This is a genomic window from Pseudomonas sp. R3-52-08 (assembly GCF_003851745.1).
GTDB lineage: Bacteria > Pseudomonadota > Gammaproteobacteria > Pseudomonadales > Pseudomonadaceae > Aquipseudomonas.
This window is the reverse complement of sequence record NZ_CP027730.1, coordinates 36,343-53,656: the sequence shown is the minus strand read 5'-3', so window position 1 is coordinate 53,656 and position 17,314 is coordinate 36,343. Positions and strand designations below refer to the sequence as shown.

Annotated in this window: 18 protein-coding genes; 7 read left to right on the top strand and 11 right to left on the bottom strand. The window is 59.8% G+C overall.

The features are described 5' to 3' along the window. Nucleotides 1–2: 2 nt before the first annotated feature. From C4J91_RS00255 to prlC, 4 genes are all read right to left on the bottom strand, one after another. On the bottom strand, nucleotides 3–1,787 hold the full coding sequence (locus C4J91_RS00255) for a GMC family oxidoreductase (protein WP_124360617.1): 1,785 nt from the start codon (nucleotides 1,785–1,787) through the stop codon (nucleotides 3–5). Nucleotides 1,788–1,790: 3 nt separating this feature from the next. Then, the gene (locus C4J91_RS00250; protein WP_124360616.1) at nucleotides 1,791–2,543 is read right to left on the bottom strand and encodes a gluconate 2-dehydrogenase subunit 3 family protein; all 753 of its coding nucleotides are present in this window, start codon (nucleotides 2,541–2,543) and stop codon (nucleotides 1,791–1,793) included. Nucleotides 2,544–2,811: 268 nt separating this feature from the next. Beyond that, on the bottom strand, nucleotides 2,812–3,087 hold the full coding sequence (locus tag C4J91_RS00245; protein ID WP_010207776.1) for a YheV family putative zinc ribbon protein: 276 nt from the start codon (nucleotides 3,085–3,087) through the stop codon (nucleotides 2,812–2,814). Then, a complete protein-coding gene (gene prlC / locus C4J91_RS00240; RefSeq protein WP_124360615.1) occupies nucleotides 3,084–5,135 on the bottom strand; it encodes an oligopeptidase A in 2,052 nt (683 codons plus the stop codon). Before prlC ends, C4J91_RS00245 begins: the two co-directional genes overlap by 4 nt. 101 nt (nucleotides 5,136–5,236) lie before the next feature. Here prlC and C4J91_RS00235 point away from each other — a divergent pair, with 101 nt between their 5' ends. Both C4J91_RS00235 and C4J91_RS00230 read left to right on the top strand, forming a co-directional pair. After that, nucleotides 5,237–5,779 carry a gamma carbonic anhydrase family protein gene (locus tag C4J91_RS00235; RefSeq protein WP_124360614.1) on the top strand — a complete coding sequence of 181 codons (543 nt, stop codon included), beginning with the start codon at nucleotides 5,237–5,239 and terminating at the stop codon, nucleotides 5,777–5,779. Next, a complete protein-coding gene (locus C4J91_RS00230) occupies nucleotides 5,776–6,435 on the top strand; it encodes an HAD family hydrolase (RefSeq protein WP_124360613.1) in 660 nt (219 codons plus the stop codon). Before C4J91_RS00235 ends, C4J91_RS00230 begins: the two co-directional genes overlap by 4 nt. A gap of 15 nt (nucleotides 6,436–6,450) precedes the next feature. Here the strand turns inward: C4J91_RS00230 and C4J91_RS00225 are convergent, their stop codons facing one another. Further along, nucleotides 6,451–9,339, bottom strand: coding sequence for an RHS repeat domain-containing protein (locus C4J91_RS00225; RefSeq protein ID WP_124360612.1), 2,889 nt, complete (start codon nucleotides 9,337–9,339; stop codon nucleotides 6,451–6,453). 72 nt (nucleotides 9,340–9,411) lie between these two features. Further along, nucleotides 9,412–10,497 (bottom strand): aminopeptidase, encoded by a 1,086-nt coding sequence (locus tag C4J91_RS00220; RefSeq protein ID WP_124360611.1) that lies wholly within the window; start codon nucleotides 10,495–10,497, stop codon nucleotides 9,412–9,414. A gap of 116 nt (nucleotides 10,498–10,613) precedes the next feature. Here C4J91_RS00220 and C4J91_RS00215 point away from each other — a divergent pair, with 116 nt between their 5' ends. Further along, nucleotides 10,614–11,036, top strand: coding sequence for a hypothetical protein (locus tag C4J91_RS00215; RefSeq protein ID WP_124360610.1), 423 nt, complete (start codon nucleotides 10,614–10,616; stop codon nucleotides 11,034–11,036). On the opposite strand, the gene C4J91_RS00210 is transcribed toward C4J91_RS00215, so the two are convergent. Then, complete coding sequence (locus C4J91_RS00210; protein ID WP_124360609.1) at nucleotides 11,037–11,276, bottom strand: DUF1161 domain-containing protein; 240 nt, start codon at nucleotides 11,274–11,276, stop codon at nucleotides 11,037–11,039. A 142-nt stretch (nucleotides 11,277–11,418) separates the two neighbouring features. Further along, nucleotides 11,419–11,850, bottom strand: a complete 432-nt coding sequence (locus tag C4J91_RS00205; RefSeq protein ID WP_124360608.1) for an OsmC family protein — start codon at nucleotides 11,848–11,850, stop codon at nucleotides 11,419–11,421. A 215-nt stretch (nucleotides 11,851–12,065) separates the two neighbouring features. Between C4J91_RS00205 and C4J91_RS00200 the strand changes: the two genes are divergently transcribed. Then, on the top strand, nucleotides 12,066–13,067 hold the full coding sequence (locus C4J91_RS00200) for an LLM class flavin-dependent oxidoreductase (RefSeq protein WP_124360607.1): 1,002 nt from the start codon (nucleotides 12,066–12,068) through the stop codon (nucleotides 13,065–13,067). Nucleotides 13,068–13,217: 150 nt separating this feature from the next. Here the strand turns inward: C4J91_RS00200 and C4J91_RS00195 are convergent, their stop codons facing one another. Beyond that, on the bottom strand, nucleotides 13,218–13,442 hold the full coding sequence (locus C4J91_RS00195; protein WP_124360606.1) for a DUF1161 domain-containing protein: 225 nt from the start codon (nucleotides 13,440–13,442) through the stop codon (nucleotides 13,218–13,220). 116 nt (nucleotides 13,443–13,558) lie between these two features. Beyond that, nucleotides 13,559–13,774 carry a dodecin gene (locus C4J91_RS00190; protein WP_057725727.1) on the bottom strand — a complete coding sequence of 72 codons (216 nt, stop codon included), beginning with the start codon at nucleotides 13,772–13,774 and terminating at the stop codon, nucleotides 13,559–13,561. A 157-nt stretch (nucleotides 13,775–13,931) separates the two neighbouring features. On the opposite strand from C4J91_RS00190, the gene C4J91_RS00185 reads away from it, so the two are divergent. Next, nucleotides 13,932–14,258, top strand: a complete 327-nt coding sequence (locus C4J91_RS00185; RefSeq protein WP_003170746.1) for a YqjD family protein — start codon at nucleotides 13,932–13,934, stop codon at nucleotides 14,256–14,258. Here the strand turns inward: C4J91_RS00185 and C4J91_RS00180 are convergent. Continuing rightward, complete coding sequence (locus C4J91_RS00180) at nucleotides 14,255–15,151, bottom strand: LysR family transcriptional regulator (RefSeq protein ID WP_124360605.1); 897 nt, start codon at nucleotides 15,149–15,151, stop codon at nucleotides 14,255–14,257. The two genes, C4J91_RS00185 and C4J91_RS00180, sit on opposite strands and share 4 nt — an antisense overlap. A gap of 110 nt (nucleotides 15,152–15,261) precedes the next feature. Between C4J91_RS00180 and trpB the strand changes: the two genes are divergently transcribed. Together trpB and trpA are read left to right on the top strand one after the other, a co-directional pair. Beyond that, complete coding sequence (gene trpB, locus C4J91_RS00175) at nucleotides 15,262–16,488, top strand: tryptophan synthase subunit beta (RefSeq protein ID WP_124360604.1); 1,227 nt, start codon at nucleotides 15,262–15,264, stop codon at nucleotides 16,486–16,488. Next, a complete protein-coding gene (gene trpA / locus C4J91_RS00170) occupies nucleotides 16,488–17,297 on the top strand; it encodes a tryptophan synthase subunit alpha (RefSeq protein ID WP_124360603.1) in 810 nt (269 codons plus the stop codon). Before trpB ends, trpA begins: the two co-directional genes overlap by 1 nt. Nucleotides 17,298–17,314 lie beyond the last annotated feature (17 nt).

Below are 17,314 nucleotides of genomic sequence, written 5' to 3'. Positions count from 1 at the left end.
CCTTATGCCTGAACCAGCGGGCCGGGGTTTTTCAGGTACTGTTCGCGAATCGCCCGGGCCGACCAGTAGGTCAGCGCTGCTACCAGACCGGTAGGGTTATAGCCCAGGCCCTGTGGGAAAGCCGACGCCCCCGGGACAAACACGTTGTGTACGTCCCAGCTCTGCAAGTAGCGGTTCAGCGCGCTGGTCTTCGGGTCGGTGCCCATGATCGCGCCGCCGTTGAGGTGCGTGGTCTGGTACGCCGCCGTATTGAAATGCTCGCCGACTTTCTTGCCCAACACGGCGATCGCCTTGGGGTTCATGGCTTGGGCGACCTTGCTCATTTTGTCCATCATGAAGCGGTTCATCTTGATGTCGTTTTCCTGCCAGTCGAAGGTCATACGCAATAGCGGCAGGCCGTAGGCATCGCGGTAAACCGGGTCCAGATCCAGGTAATTGCTTCGGTAGGACTGATGGGCGCCGTGGGAGTCCATCGATACCTGGTGGGTGTAGTAATCGGCGGTGGCGCGCTTCCACGCGCTGCCCCAGGCCGGGGTGCCTGGTGGATTGGAGGTGCCGGCAATCGGCCGACTGCCCGCCTGGTTGACCCACATCGGCGAGCCGCCCACGAAGCCGTGGGGGCCGTGGTCAAAGTTGTCGGCGTTGAAGTCGTCGATGGCCACGCCATTGCCGCCTGCGCCGATAAAGTTGTTGGTGTGGGTGTCTTTGTCGAAGAACGCCTTGATGGTGCCCATGTTCTGGTAGGCAAAGTTGCGGCCCACCACGCCTTCATTGGTAATCGGGTCGTACGGCTTGCCGATGCCCGACAGTAGCATCAGGCGCACGTTATGGAACTGGAACGCGCCGAGGATCACCAGGTCTGCCGGTTGCTCGCACTCCCGGCCCTGGCCGTCGACATAGGTCACGCCGGTGGCTTTCTTCCGAGTGCTGTCAAGGTTGACCTTGAGCACATGGGAATTGGGCCGCAGCTCGAAATTCGGCACCTGGCGCAACGCCGGCAGAATGTTCACGTTCGGCGACGCCTTGGAGTACATGTAGCACACGTAGCCACTGCAAAAGCCGCAGAAGTTGCACGGCCCCATCTGCGCACCGTAAGGGTTGGTGTAGGGCCCGGAGGTGTTGGCCGACGGCAGGTTGTAGGGTTTGTAACCCACATCGGCAGCCGCTTTCTGAAACAGCTGTGCGGAGACCGTGTTTTTCTGCGACTCCAGCGGGAACGGGTTCGAGCGATCCGGTGCATAGGGGTTGCCGCCGCGGCCTTCACCCACCAGTTGGCCCTTGACGGTCCAGGCCTGGCCCGAGGTGCCAAAGACTTTTTCCGCATAGTCGAAAAACGGCTCCAGCTCTTCGTAGCTGACACCGAAGTCCTGGATGGTCATGTCCTTGGGAATGAAGTTTTTCCCATAGCGTTCTTCGTAGTGGCTGCGCATGCGCAGCTCGATGGGGTCGACGCGAAAGTGCACGCCCGACCAGTGCAAGCCAGCACCGCCGACGCCATTACCCGGCAAAAAGGCGCCAAGCTGACGGTTGGGCAGGGCGACGTCATTCACGCTATGGCGAATGGTCACCGTCTCCTTGGAAATGTCCTGGAAGAGTTTTTTACGCACGCTGTAGGTCAGCTCGTCGATGACCTGGGGATAGTTGCCGTCCGGGTAGGTGTCCTGCATCGGGCCGCGCTCCAGCGCTACCACGTTGAGCCCCGCTTCGGTCAGTTCCTTGGCCATGATCGCGCCGGTCCAGCCGAAGCCCACGATCACCGCGTCCACTTTCTTCATGATGGTCGCCACGGGTTATGCCCTCTCGCCGCGAATGGAAACAGCCGGGAAGGGGTACTGCTCGTTGCGCTCGACCCAGTCCATGAAATCGGCGCGGGCGCCGGGGAAACCGATCATGGTCCAGCCAACCATGCCTTTATTGCCACCGTGGATCGGATCGCAGAAGAAGCCTTCCTTGGTGTTCTGCAGCAGCAGGTTGAAAAACATCTTTGGCGGCACCGCCTCGAAATGAGCGCTCAGTTCACTGCCACCCGCCTCCAGACGGTGCAGCATGTCATCTCGGGTAGCGCTGTCTTGCGCAGCAAAAGTCTTACCGTTGATCGCCTTCGACCAGGCATCCGTTGCCGCGATACCCAGGCGATAGATTTCCCTTGGCACCAGCTTGCTTTGCCAGCCCATCTCCGGCGCGGCATCGGCGTTGAAGGGACCTTGCATGAACCACAGCGCGCCACTGGCGTACGGCGTATTCATTTGACGGTCGATATATTCCGCAGCGCCGGCTTCCAGGGCACCCGGGCCTTGGGCATCGGCAGGGATCAAGCGCTCGACGGCGGCGTTGAGGAACGCCCATTCCTCGGCGGTGAAGTAGGTCGGTTCATACGCCTTGTCACTGGCCGCAGGCTTGGCTGGTGCTGCCTCGGCAGGTGCCGGTGTGGCCATCAGCATCGAACCGCCAAGGCCAGTGCTGGCAACCGTGACCACCGGGATCAAGGTCAAGGATTTGCGCAAAAACTCACGCCGGGGGTTGTCTTGATCTTGATCAGACATGGGTGCACCTCATCATGTGGTCACGGGTTTGGCAGCCGCTTCTGGGGAGTGGCTTGTCTTTTTTTGCTGCGAGCAGCAATCAATGGTTACAAATGATAGCAGGCTAAGCATGTAGAGAAAGAATTCAGCGACCTAAGTCGCATACATGCGGGCAAAAAAATGGGAGGAGGCTTGCTTCCGATGGCGGTGAGTCAGTCATGTGTAGGTTGACTGACAAGCCGCTATCGGGAGCAAGCCCCCTCCCACATTTTGGTCCGCGTACGGACTGCTAGTCTTTTTTCAGCTTCGGGTTGGGGAAGAACTGCACCGCCTGCACCTTCGGGTCCGCCGGCGCTTTCAATGCCGACGTATTGACCCGCGTACCCAATTCCTTGGGCACTGACAGCCCCTGGTCATTGAGCGTATCGGTATACCCACAGGCCACACACTCGCGGTGTGGCACGTTGTCTTCGGTCCACATCTTGAGCTTGTCCGGCTCGCTGCACGCCGGGCAGACCGCCCCGGCGATAAATTGCTTTTTGGTGATCACTGGCCCTTCACTCATGCTGCCGCGTCCTCACTCAGGCCGCTGTGGCGCAAGAGTGCGTCAATCGACGGCGCACGTCCGCGGAAGTCGACGAACAACACCATCGGCGCTTGTGAACCGCCCCGTGCAAGGATCGCTTCACGGAAGGCGCGACCGGTCTGGGCATTGAGCACGCCGTCTTCTTCGAACTTGGAGAAGGCGTCCGCCGACAGCACTTCGGCCCACTTGTAGCTGTAATAACCGGCGGCATAACCGCCGGCGAAAATGTGCGCGAAGCTGTTGGGGAAGCGGTTGTAGGCCGGTGGGCGCATTACCGAGACTTCATCGCGCACGCCTTCGAGCACCTGCGCCACACTGCGACCATCGCCGTGGGTGGCGTGCAATTCGAAGTCGAACAGCGAGAACTCCAGCTGGCGCACCATCATCAGGCCGGACTGGAAATTTTTCGCCGCGAGCATTTTTTCCAGCAGGTCCTGGGGTAACGGCTCACCGGTTTCGTAATGGCCCGAAATCAGCGCCAGGCCTTCAGGCTCCCAGCACCAGTTCTCCATGAACTGGCTCGGCAACTCCACCGCATCCCAGGCCACGCCGTTGATACCGGATACGCCGGCATGTTCGACGCGGGTCAGCAGATGGTGCAGGCCATGGCCGAACTCGTGGAACAGGGTGGTCACTTCATCGTGGGTCAGCAGGGCGGGCTTGCCACTGTCGGCCGGGGTGAAGTTGCACACCAGGTTGGCCACCGGGCTTTGCAGCACACCCTCCAGGGTGCGGCGGCGGTCGCGGGCACCGTCCATCCAGGCACCGCCACGCTTGTTGGCGCGGGCATACAGGTCGAAGAAGAAGCGGCCCACATGCTGACCGTTCTCCTTGATCTCGAACAAGCGCACGTCCGGGTGCCAGGCGTCGAAACCTTTCTGCTCGGCGATCTCGATGCCGTACAGGCGCTGCACAATGGCAAACAGGCCGCCCAGCACTTTGTCGATCGGGAAGTAAGCGCGCAGGGCTTCCTGGGACACGCTGTAGCGCTGCTCGCGCAATTTTTCGCCGTAAAAACCGCTGTCCCAGCTTTGCAGGTCGGCGCAACCTTGTTCGGCGGCGTAAGCCTTGAGCTGCTGCAGGTCCTGGGTCGCGAACGGTTTGCTGCGCTGGGCCAAGTCGCGCAGGAAGCTCAGCACCTGGTCGCTGGACTCGGCCATTTTGGTAGCGAGGCTCAGTTCGGCGAAGGAGGCGTAGCCCAGCAGCTGGGCCAGTTCCTGGCGCAGGTCGAGGATCTGTTCCATCACCGGGCCGTTATCGTTCTGACCGGCATTCGGGCCTTGGTCCGACGCGCGGGTGCAGTAGGCCGCATAGACTTCTTCACGCAGGGCGCGGTCCTGGGCGTAGGTCATTACCGCGTAATAGCTCGGAAATTCCAGGGTGATCAGCCAGCCATCGAGACCTTTGGCCTGGGCGGCGGCGGCCATTTGCGCCTTGGCCGAATCGGTCAGGCCGGCGAGGGTGGCTTCGTCGGTGACGTGCTTGGTCCAGGCCTGGGTGGCATCCAGCAACTGGTTGGAGAATTTGCTGCCCAGCTCCGACAGCTTGCTCTGCACTTCGGCGTAACGCTTTTGCTGCTCCAGCGGCAAATCGATACCCGACAGGCGGAAATCGCGCAGGGCGTGTTCCAGCACGGTTTTTTGCGCCACATCGAAACCGACGGCCTCGGGGCTGCTGGCCAAGGCTTCGAAGGCCTGGAACAGCTCACGGTTCTGCCCCATCTCGGTGGAGTAGGCGCTCAATGCCGGCAGGCAGGCCTCATAGGCTTCGCGCAGTTCGGCGCTGTTACACACGGCGTTGAGGTGGCTGACAGGGCTCCACGCCGCGCCCAGGCGATCATTAAGCTCGTCCATGGCCAGGACCAGGCCCGCCCATGTCGGATTTTTTCCCTGGCTTTGCAGGATTTCTGCGATAGCTGCCCGGTTATCGGCAAGGATCTGTTCGATGGCCGGCTGGACATGCTCGGCACGGATCGCCGAGAACGGCGGCAGGTCGTAGGGCTGCAGAAGAGGGTTGTTCGCGCTCACGGTTGGCACCTTGGCTGAAAAAACAGATAAGACAAAGATGGGGGCATCTTAATTACAATCAACACCCACCGCAGCTATCAGTACAACAGAGAGAGGCTATCGTGACCCTTCGCACCTATCAGAACCACACGCCAACCCTGGGCACCGGGGCTTTTGTCGATGTTTCGGCGGTGGTGATCGGCGATGTCGAAATCGGCGCCGACAGCTCAGTCTGGCCCTTGACGGTGATTCGCGGCGACATGCATCGCATCCGTATCGGCGCGCGCACCAGCGTGCAGGATGGCTGCGTGCTGCACATCACCCACGCCGGCCCGTTCAACCCGGACGGTTTCCCGCTGTTGATCGGTGACGACGTGACCATCGCCCACAAAGTCATGCTGCATGGCTGCACCGTGGGGAGTCGCATCCTGATCGGCATGGGCAGCATCGTGATGGACGGCGCAGTGGTGGAGGATGACGTGATCATCGGGGCCGGCAGCCTGGTGCCGCCGGGCAAGAAACTCGACAGCGGCTTTTTGTACGTCGGCAGCCCGGTTAAACAGGTACGCCCGTTGACTGACAAGGAGCGTGCCTTTTTCACCTACAGCGCAGCGAACTACGTGAAGCTCAAAGACCTGCACCTGGCTGAAGGATTCGACCGATGACCCTGCACCACCCAACCGTGCTGTTTGACCTCGATGGCACCCTTACCGACCCACGCGAGGGCATCACCCGCTCGATCCAGTACGCCCTGGGCAAGCTGGGCATCGACGAGCCAGACCTGTCCCGCCTCGAACACTTCATCGGCCCGCCGTTGCTGCAAGCGTTCATGCAGTTCTACGGCTTCGACGAGGCCAAGGCGTGGCAAGCGGTGAATTTTTATCGTGAGCGTTTCAGGGTCACAGGGCTCTATGAAAACCATGTGTTCGATGGCGTGATGCCCTTGCTCGAAGAACTGAACAGCCAAGGCCGCCAGCTGTATGTGGCCACATCCAAACCGTGGGAGTTTGCCCGTGAGATCGCACGGCATTTCGACTTCGCCAAACACTTCAAGGTGATTTACGGCAGCGAGCTGGATGGCACGCGCACCAACAAGGTCGAGCTGATCGCCCACCTGGTGCGTGAAGAAGGGCTGGACCCGACCACCACCTTGATGATCGGTGACCGCAAGCATGACTTGATCGGCGCACGCAGCAATGGGCTGGACTCGGCGGCGGTGGGGTATGGGTTTGGCAGCTTTGCAGAGCTGAATGCCGAAGCGCCGACCTGGCATTTTGAAACATTGGCCGAGTTACACCAGGCGTTTATGGGCCACCGTTAACACCCACGCGGGTTTTCAAGGCCTCCGTCTGCGCACTGGAGCATGTGCGGCCGGTGAGCTTGCAGGGTGAGCGGATATTCCATTGGTTAACCGGTTTTTTCTGCGCAGATAGTCGGCTTTATTGAGGTGCAAGGCGGCCAACAAAGAAAAATAATGAGCGTTGGCTTCTGCACTGGTCGCAAGTGAAATCCTCTGACTGCGCAGTCGACTCAAATAGGACGACAACGTGTCCTCGGTGGCCGAACTGCCGCCTTCATCGTGGGTTGCGAGTGCGCTGTGAGTGACTTCATGAATGAAGGTATGAGCAATTTCCTCTGCAGAAGACCGTTCTAGAAAGTCCCGCTGAAAATACATCAGTCGTTTTACGCCTGGCATCGTCAGCCTGCCGGACGCCAATGTGCCTCTGGCTGAAATAGCCTCTACCGTCGTCCTGCCTTCATGGTGCTCCATGACGCTTATTCTGTGTAAGTTGTCATGGTAATAACTCACCGCAGACATCGTTTCCTGCAGATTGCTCGAGCCCTGCGCCGCCCCGAAAAACAATGCATCCAGCTGATTCAATTCAGTTGCGTTAGCAGGGTCATTGATCGCCGCATACGCTGCATTCAACAGGACAGAAGCTGCCTGCGCACCCGCCACGAGCTTTTTATAACTGGGTGACCCTACCCACAATGAATGACGGATTTCATCCGAAACGTTGCGTACTGCGGCAAAACCTACGCCTCCCGCAACGAACGCGCCGAACGCCACTGAGGGCCCCACAATGCCCGTCAGCTTGGCCCCTAGCGCAGCAACCCCGCCCAGTACCACGCCCTGTGCAGCGCCCAGGGACACGTGATGCCCAAAGCTTGGCAGCCTGCCTTGACCTGCCGAACTCCAGTCGGTGGGCAAGGATGTAATCATCCCTTGACGATCAACCCTGTTCATCGGGTTGTTATGCACCATCCTGTATCGATTCAGTCCGTCAAGTGTCCCTGCCGGGTCCGGGCTGATCCAACGCTGCAACCAGGGTGCGTAGTAACGCATCCCGTAGTAATACAGCCCAGTAGCATCGCGCTCCTTGCCACTGTAGCGGCAACTTTTATAGCGTGCCTCGATGGCGCCTCTCGCCGCCCACCACGCAGTGCTGCCAAATGGGTAATAACTTTCCTGACTGATCAGCAGGGCCTTTTCATCCAGCTCCAGGGTGCTGCTGCCCAAATGATCCGCCAAGTTGCAACGAATGGAATTGTTCGCAAGCTCGGAAGGGCGACCTTTTTCCCATTGAAGTATCCGCACGCTGTAGCGACCGACTTCAATATTCAAGACATTCAGCCATTCGCCGCTGGCACTGTCGCGCCGTACTTCCAGCCCCGGCAGATAGCAAACCTGCGCACGATGGGTGAGTGCGCCAGCCCGAACCACGCTATTTTTTATCACGCGCTGGCCGAACGCATCATAGCCGTACAGCTCTTCATCGTTGGCCGCGTCCTCACGGGTCACCAAGGCGACACTGATCAGTCGGTTGGACACATCCCAGTTCATGGTCTGCCCCCGCTCGAGTTGCTGCTGGTTGCCATTGAGGTCGAAGCCCTTGCCCAATGCGGGCGACTCGATCAATGGGCCTGTAGTCGGCAGACTTTGGTTTCCGAGCGTCGCTACCTTCATTGTTCGCGTATAGCCGCTGCCGTTGCTAGGCATATGCTGCAGCTTTTGCAGATTGCCATCGGCGTCATAGGTATAGGTTCGGGTGTAGTTGCGCCATTGGCTATCATTTGCAGCGCCGAAAGTCGCCCGCCTTGGCAGCCCCGATCCGGCGCTATTTTGCGCATTCTCTCGCCCACTGGCCTGGACCAGCTGATACAAAGTGTCATATTGATAATGGCTGACAGCCATGACCTGGGCGTTGCTTGACCATTGGATGGGTTGGGCTGCGTCGACGATTTTGATCACATTGCCGACGTGGTCATAGGTGTATGCCAAATCCTGCAACCGCTCTTTCTTTGCCCTGCTGCGATAGGTCAAAAATCGCTCCACACGCTGGCTGCGTGGGTCGTAGGTCCACTCGCTCACTACGCCGTTTCCAGCACGTTGCGTTAGCATCTGACCATGGGCGTTGTAGCCGGCCCCATCCGCGATGACCTGACGAGTACCGCCCGCCAGGGTGATGCCAACTTCCAGTAGCTCACCGGTGCGTCCATAACGACTGTCTTTTACATTGTTTTTTGCATCTACCTGCTCAAGCGCTTCCCCCAATGCACTGAAGCGCCATGACGTCACGAAGGCTTCATCCTGCAATAAAGCTTCTCGCTGTGTGGGTTGCAAGGGCCAGTTGACCGTCGCAATCTCTCGAAGAAAACGCTGCGCCTGGCTCAATACATGCCCCTGCAGGCCATACTCCTCAAAGCGCGTTCTGACGCATTCGCCGTCATGCAACACCAGCCGGCCACAGCGATTATTCACAGCCTCAGACGTTGAATTACCTGCATATTCCAACCTTTCTACACATCGCTCAGATGAGTCATCGGCCGCTTGTTCAAACACTGCCACGGGCCGCAGCGAAGCGTCATAGTTGCACTTACGGTGAGCGCCGCGACCATCCCACCTGTGCACCCATTGACCCGCGCCCCCCAGTAACGTCAAGCGCCAGCCTGCATCCGTGCTATCACTGTAGATCGGCTGACCGCCAAGGCTGTAGACCGTCACGTGACTGGCTTTTTTCACCCCTTTGGCGTCACTTGCCATCCACTGACGTGACCCGTACTGCTGCACGACAAAACCCGAGGCATTGAACGCTTGACGGGCAATACGCGCCTCAAGCTCGACTTGGGCAGTCGGCCGGTAATAAGCGACCGTGCGCACAGCCAACCCGCGTGGATCGATCGCCGTTAACGTTGGTGTGTTTTGATGCAAGGGTAGAGACATGAGGAAACCCTGACGCTGTAAAGGTCAGGAAACTCTAATGAGCGCGTCTCAGAGCGGTGGGATATGTAGATATTACTTGTATCTGCTCGCGTCAAACGTGCTCTGCGCATTCATCCCCTGATATTCGTTCATCAATTGCCTCAAACGAATCTTGCGCTCTTGCGAAGCCAAACCGCCCAATGCGCGCACCGCCTGATAAAACCTGACCCAATCCCCGCCTTCCTGCCGAAACAATGCTGCAAACGCCGGCACCCATTGGTCATATAGGCCGAAAGGCAACAGCCGTGCGTTGTTCATCGGCTGGTTGATCCACGCGTCATAGCGCTTGTCACCGCCCCACTGGCTGTCGCGCATCTGTCGGTACTCAAGGCGCAGGCGTTCGAACTCCGCCGCCTTGGCCTGGCGCATGGCTTCGCGCGCCAAGGGCTGTGCGTAGAGGGTTTCCAGGCGTTTGCGGGTATCGAGAACCAGGCGAATGAACTGGTCACGCTGCTGCAGCGTCCCATCGCTCAGCGGCGCCAGGCCACGGGAAGCACGCCACTGCCGAGTACCTTCCTGCTCGACGAAGCTGGCGAATGACTCATTGAATTCGGTGTCGTCCTTCACATAGAAGCGCTGATGCGCCAGCTCATGGAAGATCAACGTGGCCAGGCGCTCATCGCCCCAGTGCAGCATCGAACTGATGATCGGGTCGTTGAACCAACCCAAGGTGGAATACGCCTCGACGCCGCCAATCGACACGTCCATACCTTGTTGGCGCAGCAATGCCGCTTCGCCGCGTGCCGCGCCCTGGCTGTAATAGCCGCGGTAGGCGACGCAACCAGCGATGGGGAAACAGTGGTTTTCAGGCGATAGAGAAAATTCCTGCGTGGCGAAGACATTCCAGACCACATAGGGTCGGCCAATATCGGCGTAGAGCCGGTAACTTTGATTGTCGGGCAAGTGCAGGTGTTCGCTGGCGAAAGTGCGAGCTTTCTGGGATTGCACCAGATGCTCGCGCAACCCTTGAGGACGGGCTGGATCGGCGATGACCTCGGCCACCGGTTCCCGCGCCCGCAGCAGCTGCCACTGGCCACTTGCCAACTGGCTGTAGTAACTGACGCTGGAGCAGCCGCTGAGCAGCACCGCGATCAACCCCGGAAGAAAACGCCTGATCATGCCGCGACTGCTCCTGGGTGATGTGTGCGCCAGACTGATACGTTTGAAGTGAATTTGAATGTTCCACACGATGGCGTGTTTATACTCAAACTATCTTCTCGCGTTGAGTACCTGCCATGCGCCAGCTTCTGTATCCCATTGCCGCCCTGTTCCTCAGCGCTTGCGCATTGACGCCCATCCCGCCAGTCGACCCGCAGCAGGCCTGGGTAGACTTCACCACGCCGACACCGGGCTCCAAATTGGTCATGGCCCAGCGGCTGGACGGGAAAAACCTCGACGACGGGCGCTTTTTCCAAATGCCGCCCGGCCCCCACGAACTGATGGTGCGCTTCGATTTCGAAGTGCCCGCCGGCGGTGGCTTGGGGGGGCTCAGCCAGATGATGTATCGAACCTGCTTCATGACCTTGCAGTACGACCATTTCCAGGCTGGCCAACGCTACGTACTGGAAGGTCGCTCACTGGCCTTCACCCCCAACATCCGCCTGTATGACTCGGCGCGTCAGTTGCTGGCCGAGGAGCGCAGTGTGAACTGCATCTGATCAGTCGTTGTTTTTCTGGTAGAGGATGCGCTTGGTGCCGTTTTCGCACGAACCAACAATCATGGCGCTGTCGTGGTTCTTGGCTTCTTCGGCAGTGATGATTTCCAGGGTGTACGACGGGATCGCCTTAGCCTGGATATTCACTTCGATTTCCTTCCTGAGCTCTTCACAATCTTTTGGCGCGGCCACGGCCGAAGTGGCCAATACACCGCAGATGATTGCCAAGGCAAAACGTTTCATGTGTGAAGCTCCCTGAATGCATGCGCACGAGTGTGCGCCTAGGCTGCATAGGCTATAGGACCACATCTATGAAATACGAGTTCTGATTTAACGCAAAACTAAATGTGGCAGGGGGCAAGCCCCCTCCCACATGGAGGGTGTGTCAGTTAACCAGTGTGGCATCCAGGGTGATGGTTGCGTTCAGCACTTTGGACACTGGGCACCCTTCCTTGGCCTTTTTGCTCAGTTCGTCGAACTGCGCCTGGCTGGCGCCTGGGATCTTGGCCTTGAGAACCAGATGCACGGCGGTAATCGCAAAACCACCCTCGACCTGGTCGAGGCTCACTTCGGCCTGGGTGTCGATGCTGTCAGCCTTCAGGCCCGCGTCGCCGAGAATCATGGAAAAGGCCATGGAGAAACAGCCGGCGTGGGCCGCGCCGATCAGCTCTTCAGGGTTGGTGCCCTTGCCGCCTTCGAAACGGGCCTTGAAGCCGTAGGGCGCCTCGCGCAGCACGCCAGTTTCCGTGGAAATGGAACCCAGGCCAGTCTTCAGATCGCCTTCCCAATGCGCGGATGCCTTTTTAACGATACTCATAGCTTTCTCCTCGAACGGTAGTTTTGCGTCAGTAAGGTTCTGAGGATAGACACCGTGGCAAAGTTCACCTTGTCAGAAAAACCTACCATTCAGGTAGGAAATTTCATGCCTGCTATTGAATCTCGGGTATATGCCCTCATTGCATAGAACATGCACATGAAGCGGCAGGTTTTGGTTCGTCTGAGAAGCCTGCGCCCCCATTGGAGAAGCAGGCTATGAAATCGCTGTCCGACGTTAAGTACTCGACCCTCGACCTGGTGCCCGTTCGCGCCAACGGCAGTGCGGCGCAATCGCTGCGCAATTCCCTGGACCTTGCCCGGCACGTGGAAAAACTCGGCTACAACCGTTTCTGGGTGGCTGAACACCACAATATGGACGGTATCGCCAGCTCGGCCACGTCGGTGTTGCTCGGCTACCTGGCCGGGGGCACCTCGACTATCCGTGTCGGCTCCGGTGGGGTGATGCTGCCCAACCATGCGCCGCTGGTGATTGCCGAGCAGTTCGGCACCCTGGAAAGCTTGTACCCCGGCCGTATCGACTTGGGCTTGGGCCGTGCGCCCGGTTCCGACCAGATGACCGCCCGCGCCCTGCGCCGTGAACGCTCCGGCAGTGCCGACGACTTCCCTGAAGACGTGGCCGAACTGATGGCCTACCTCGGCCCACGCACGCCCGACCAACGGGTGATTGCGGTACCGGGCACCGGCACCAACGTGCCGGTATGGCTGTTGGGCTCGAGCCTGTTCAGCGCGCAATTGGCCGGTGAACGTGGCTTGCCATACGCGTTCGCCTCACATTTCGCACCGCGCCTGATGCATGAGGCGATTCGCGTGTACCGCAATCACTTCAAGCCTTCGGCCGTGCTGGAAAAGCCCTACGTCATGCTTGGCATTCCGCTGGTGGCCGCTGACACCGATGAACAAGCTGACTACCTTGCCACCTCGGTGTACCAGCGCATTCTCGCACTGATGCGTGGGCAGAGCCTGGTGCAGCGGCCACCGGTCAAAACCATGGACGGCCTGTGGCTGCCCCACGAAAAAGACGCGGTCGGCAGTTTCCTCGGCTTGGCGATGGTAGGCAGCCCGGCGAAGATCCGCGCCAAACTGGAGGTGCTGATCGAGCAGACCGGCGCTGATGAACTGATCTTTACCTGCGACCTGTACGAGCATGCCGACCGGATTCATTCCTACGAACTGCTGGCGCAGTTGATGAAGGGCTGAACTCCGGGCAAAAAAAACCGACGCGCCTGTGGCGAAGGAGCTTGCTCCCGCTGGGCTGCGAAGCGGCCCCAAAAAGGGAGCGCTGCGCACTCCAGCGGGAGCAAGCTCCCTCGCCACAAGTGCGTCGGTTTTTAGGTCTGCAACACGGGCTTAACCGCGCTTGTAGACGATTTCCTTGGTGTCGCCGTCACAGCTGCCGACTACCTTGCCATCAGCGGCTGCGCCTTTGTCCACCACTTCCAGCGAATAACCCGAAGCGCCCTTGGCGTCGATTTTCGCTGCAATTTCGCTTTTCAGCTCTTCACAAGGCTTGCCCGCCGCCAGGGCCGTGCCGGCGATGCTCAACAAACCTACCGCTAACAGAAACTTCTTCATCCGATACTTTCCTTGCGCTGGTCGAAAAGAGCGTGCCGACGCCTATGACGTCGGCACCCATTGTATGTAGCGCAGGTTATGGCAATCGGCCAGCGATCAAAGTTCCACGCGCCCGATCAACTACTGGCAATTCGGAATCCCACCTTCAGGGTGACCTGATAGTGCGCAACCTTGCCATTCTCGATATGCCCACGGGTTTCAGTCACTTCAAACCATTCCAGATGCTTGAGGCTTTTGCTGGCTTCGGCCAGGGCATTCTGGATCGCATCTTCGATGGTGGTGGTGGATGAGCCCACCAATTCGACTTTCTTGTAGGTGTGATGTTCGCTCATGGTGTTTCTCCTGTAGGTCGTCAATCAAGACTAGCAGTGAATATTCGTACTGCTTGAGGCGACCGCTCGGCTACGAAAGTTCAGATTTAATGCACTTTCCGAAACCGCCGCAGTCGGTATCTACACATGCCACTCAATCACTTCAGGAGATGTCCACATGGCCAACACTTCTTTACGCAAAGCGTCGCTGGAAAGCATGGAAGCCGAGATTTCGAGCCTGCTCAAATCCCTTGAGAGCCTCAAGGATGATGCATCCGATGAGTCGCGCAAAACGCTGAAGGCCCTGAAAAGCAATGCCGAGAATGCCCTCAAGCACTCTCGCCACCTGATCAGCGATGCCTATGAAGAAAGCAAAGTCAAAATTCGCGAAACCGGTGTTGCTACTCGGGATTACGCCCAAGAGCACCCATGGACCACAGCCGGCGTCGCTGTAGGTGCTCTGGGCCTGCTGGCGGCTTACCTGCTGTGCAAACGCGGCGACTAAACCGGTTGGCGCCCCAGCTCAGCCTTGAGCCACTGCGCCAATTGCCCGGCGCGCCCGTCTGCGGCGCGCTTGGGTAGCCACAACGCCAGGTGCGCCGGGGTTTCACTGAAGCCCCATGGCGCCACCAGGCGACCCGCTCGCAGGTCCTCTGCCACCAGCGGCTCCGGCGCGATTGCCACACCCAGCCCTGCAACCGCCGCTTCCAGCAAATAATACAAATGCTCAAAACCCTGGCCGAGCTTCAGCGCGCCGGGATCGATTGCGTGTTGCTGGGCCCAACTCGGCCAGGCCTGCGGACGTGACGTGGTATGCAGCAGCGCTTCGCCACACAAGGCCGCAGCGGGCGCGTGAAGCAGGCTCGCGTAACCTGCAAATCGCGGGCTCATCACCGGGCCAATACGCTCGCTTGCCAACTCATACACCTGCATATCCGCTGGCCACGGTGGCTCGGCGAATACCAGCAGGGCGTCCAACCCTGGCCGTCGCGGGTCCAGATCGCCTTCGCCTGCCGACAGGTGCAAACGCAAGTCCGGCAGGTCCGCATTCAAGCGTCCCAAGCGTGGAATAAACCAGCGCGCCAGCAAACTGCCTGAACAACCAAGCACAAACGGCGCATCAGCGCTGTTTTGGCTGAGTTCGGCGCAAACATCCCGCAGACGCTCAAACGCCTCGCCACTGACATCGCGCAGCCTGGCCCCGGCATCTGTGAGTTTAAGGCCGCGCCCATCCTTGACGAACAGGCTGACGCCCAAGTGTTCTTCCAGCACTTTCAATTGGCGACTGACTGCGCCATGGGTGACGTGCAATTGCTCTGCCGCCTGGCTGACGCTGCCGAGGCGGGCGGTGGCTTCAAACGCGCGCAGCGCGTTGAGCGGCGGAAGGTCTCGACTCATCTGTGAGTTTTCCTGACAGGTTGCGGCGATCTTATCGGTTTTCAGCCGGGAGCGGCAGGGGTAGAGTGGCCCTCATTGTTCTCTACACCCATTCTTTCCTGGAGCGCCCCATGACCCAGTCCCAGACCGATCTGCGCAACGGCCCTGACGCCAACGGCCTGTTTGGCGCGTTTGGCGGCCGCTACGTCGCTGAAACGCTGATGCCGTTGATCCTTGAGCTGGCCCGTGAATACGAAGCCGCCAAGATCGATCCGGCGTTCAACGAAGAATTGGCCTACTTCCAGCGCGATTATGTCGGGCGCCCAAGCCCGCTGTACTTCGCTGAACGCCTGACGGAGTTCTGCGGCGGCGCCAAGATCTACCTCAAGCGTGAAGAGCTGAACCATACCGGCGCGCACAAGATCAACAATTGCATCGGCCAGATCCTGCTGGCGCGGCGCATGGGCAAGAAACGCATCATCGCCGAGACCGGCGCCGGCATGCACGGCGTGGCGACCGCCACCGTGGCCGCGCGTTTCGGCCTGCAATGCGTGATCTACATGGGCACCACCGACATCGAGCGCCAACAGGCCAACGTGTTCCGCATGAAGCTGCTGGGCGCCGAGGTGATCCCGGTGGTCGCCGGCACCGGCACCCTGAAAGACGCCATGAACGAAGCCCTGCGCGACTGGGTAACCAACGTCGACAGCACCTTCTACCTGATCGGTACCGTGGCCGGCCCGCACCCGTACCCGGCCATGGTCCGCGACTTCCAGGCCGTCATCGGCAAGGAAACCCGCGACCAGCTGCAAGCCCAGGAAGGCCGCCTGCCGGACAGCCTGGTGGCGTGCATCGGTGGCGGCTCCAACGCCATGGGCCTGTTCCACCCGTTCCTGGATGACACCAGCGTCGAAATCATCGGCGTTGAAGCGGCCGGCCACGGCATCGAAACCGGCAAGCACGCCGCCAGCCTCAACGGCGGGGTACCCGGTGTACTGCACGGCAACCGCACCTTCCTGCTGCAGGACGATGATGGCCAGATCATCGACGCCCACTCGATTTCCGCAGGCCTGGACTACCCCGGCATCGGCCCTGAACATGCCTGGTTGCACGACATCGGCCGCGTCCAGTACACCTCGGTGACTGACGATGAAGCCCTCGACGCCTTCCACAAATGCTGCCGCCTGGAAGGGATCATTCCCGCGCTGGAAAGCGCACACGCCCTGGCTGAAGTGTTCAAGCGCGCCCCGACCTTGCCTGCCGATCACCTGATGGTGGTCAACCTGTCCGGCCGTGGCGACAAAGACATGCAGACGGTGATGCACCATATGCAAACCACCCAGCAGGAGAAACACTGATGAGCCGCCTGCACACCCGCTTTGCACAGCTGAAAGAACAAAACCGCGCCGCCCTGGTGACCTTCGTCACCGCCGGCGACCCGGGTTATGACACCTCGCTGGCCATCCTCAAAGGCTTGCCCGCCGCAGGCGCCGACGTGATCGAGCTGGGCATGCCCTTCACCGACCCGATGGCTGATGGCCCGGCGATCCAGTTGGCCAACATCCGTGCGCTGGAAGCCAGGCAGAACCTGGCGAAAACCCTGCAGATGGTCCGCGAGTTCCGCAAGGACAACAACGACACGCCACTGGTGCTGATGGGTTACTTCAACCCGATCCACAAATACGGCGTGCCGCAGTTCATTACCGACGCCAAGGAGGCCGGGGTCGATGGCCTGATCGTGGTCGACATGCCGCCCGAGCATAACGGCGAGCTCTGCGATCCGGCCCAGGCCGCTGGCATCGATTTTATCCGCCTGACCACCCCGACCACTGACGATGTGCGCCTGCCGACCGTACTCAATGGCAGCTCCGGCTTTGTGTACTACGTGTCGGTCGCCGGCGTGACCGGTGCCGGCGCCGCGACCCTGGAACACGTTGAGGAGGCCGTCGCCCGCCTGCGTCGTCACACTGACCTGCCGATCAGCATCGGCTTCGGTATCCGTACACCGGAGCAAGCGGCGGCCATCGCGCGCCTGGCGGACGGTGTGGTGGTGGGTTCTGCGCTGATCGATCACATCGCCAACGCCAGCAGCGACCAGCAAGCGATCGATGGCGTATTGAGCCATTGCGCGGCGCTGTCGCAAGGCGTGCGTAACGCTCGTCGGTAAGCGCGCCTGTGTTGGCT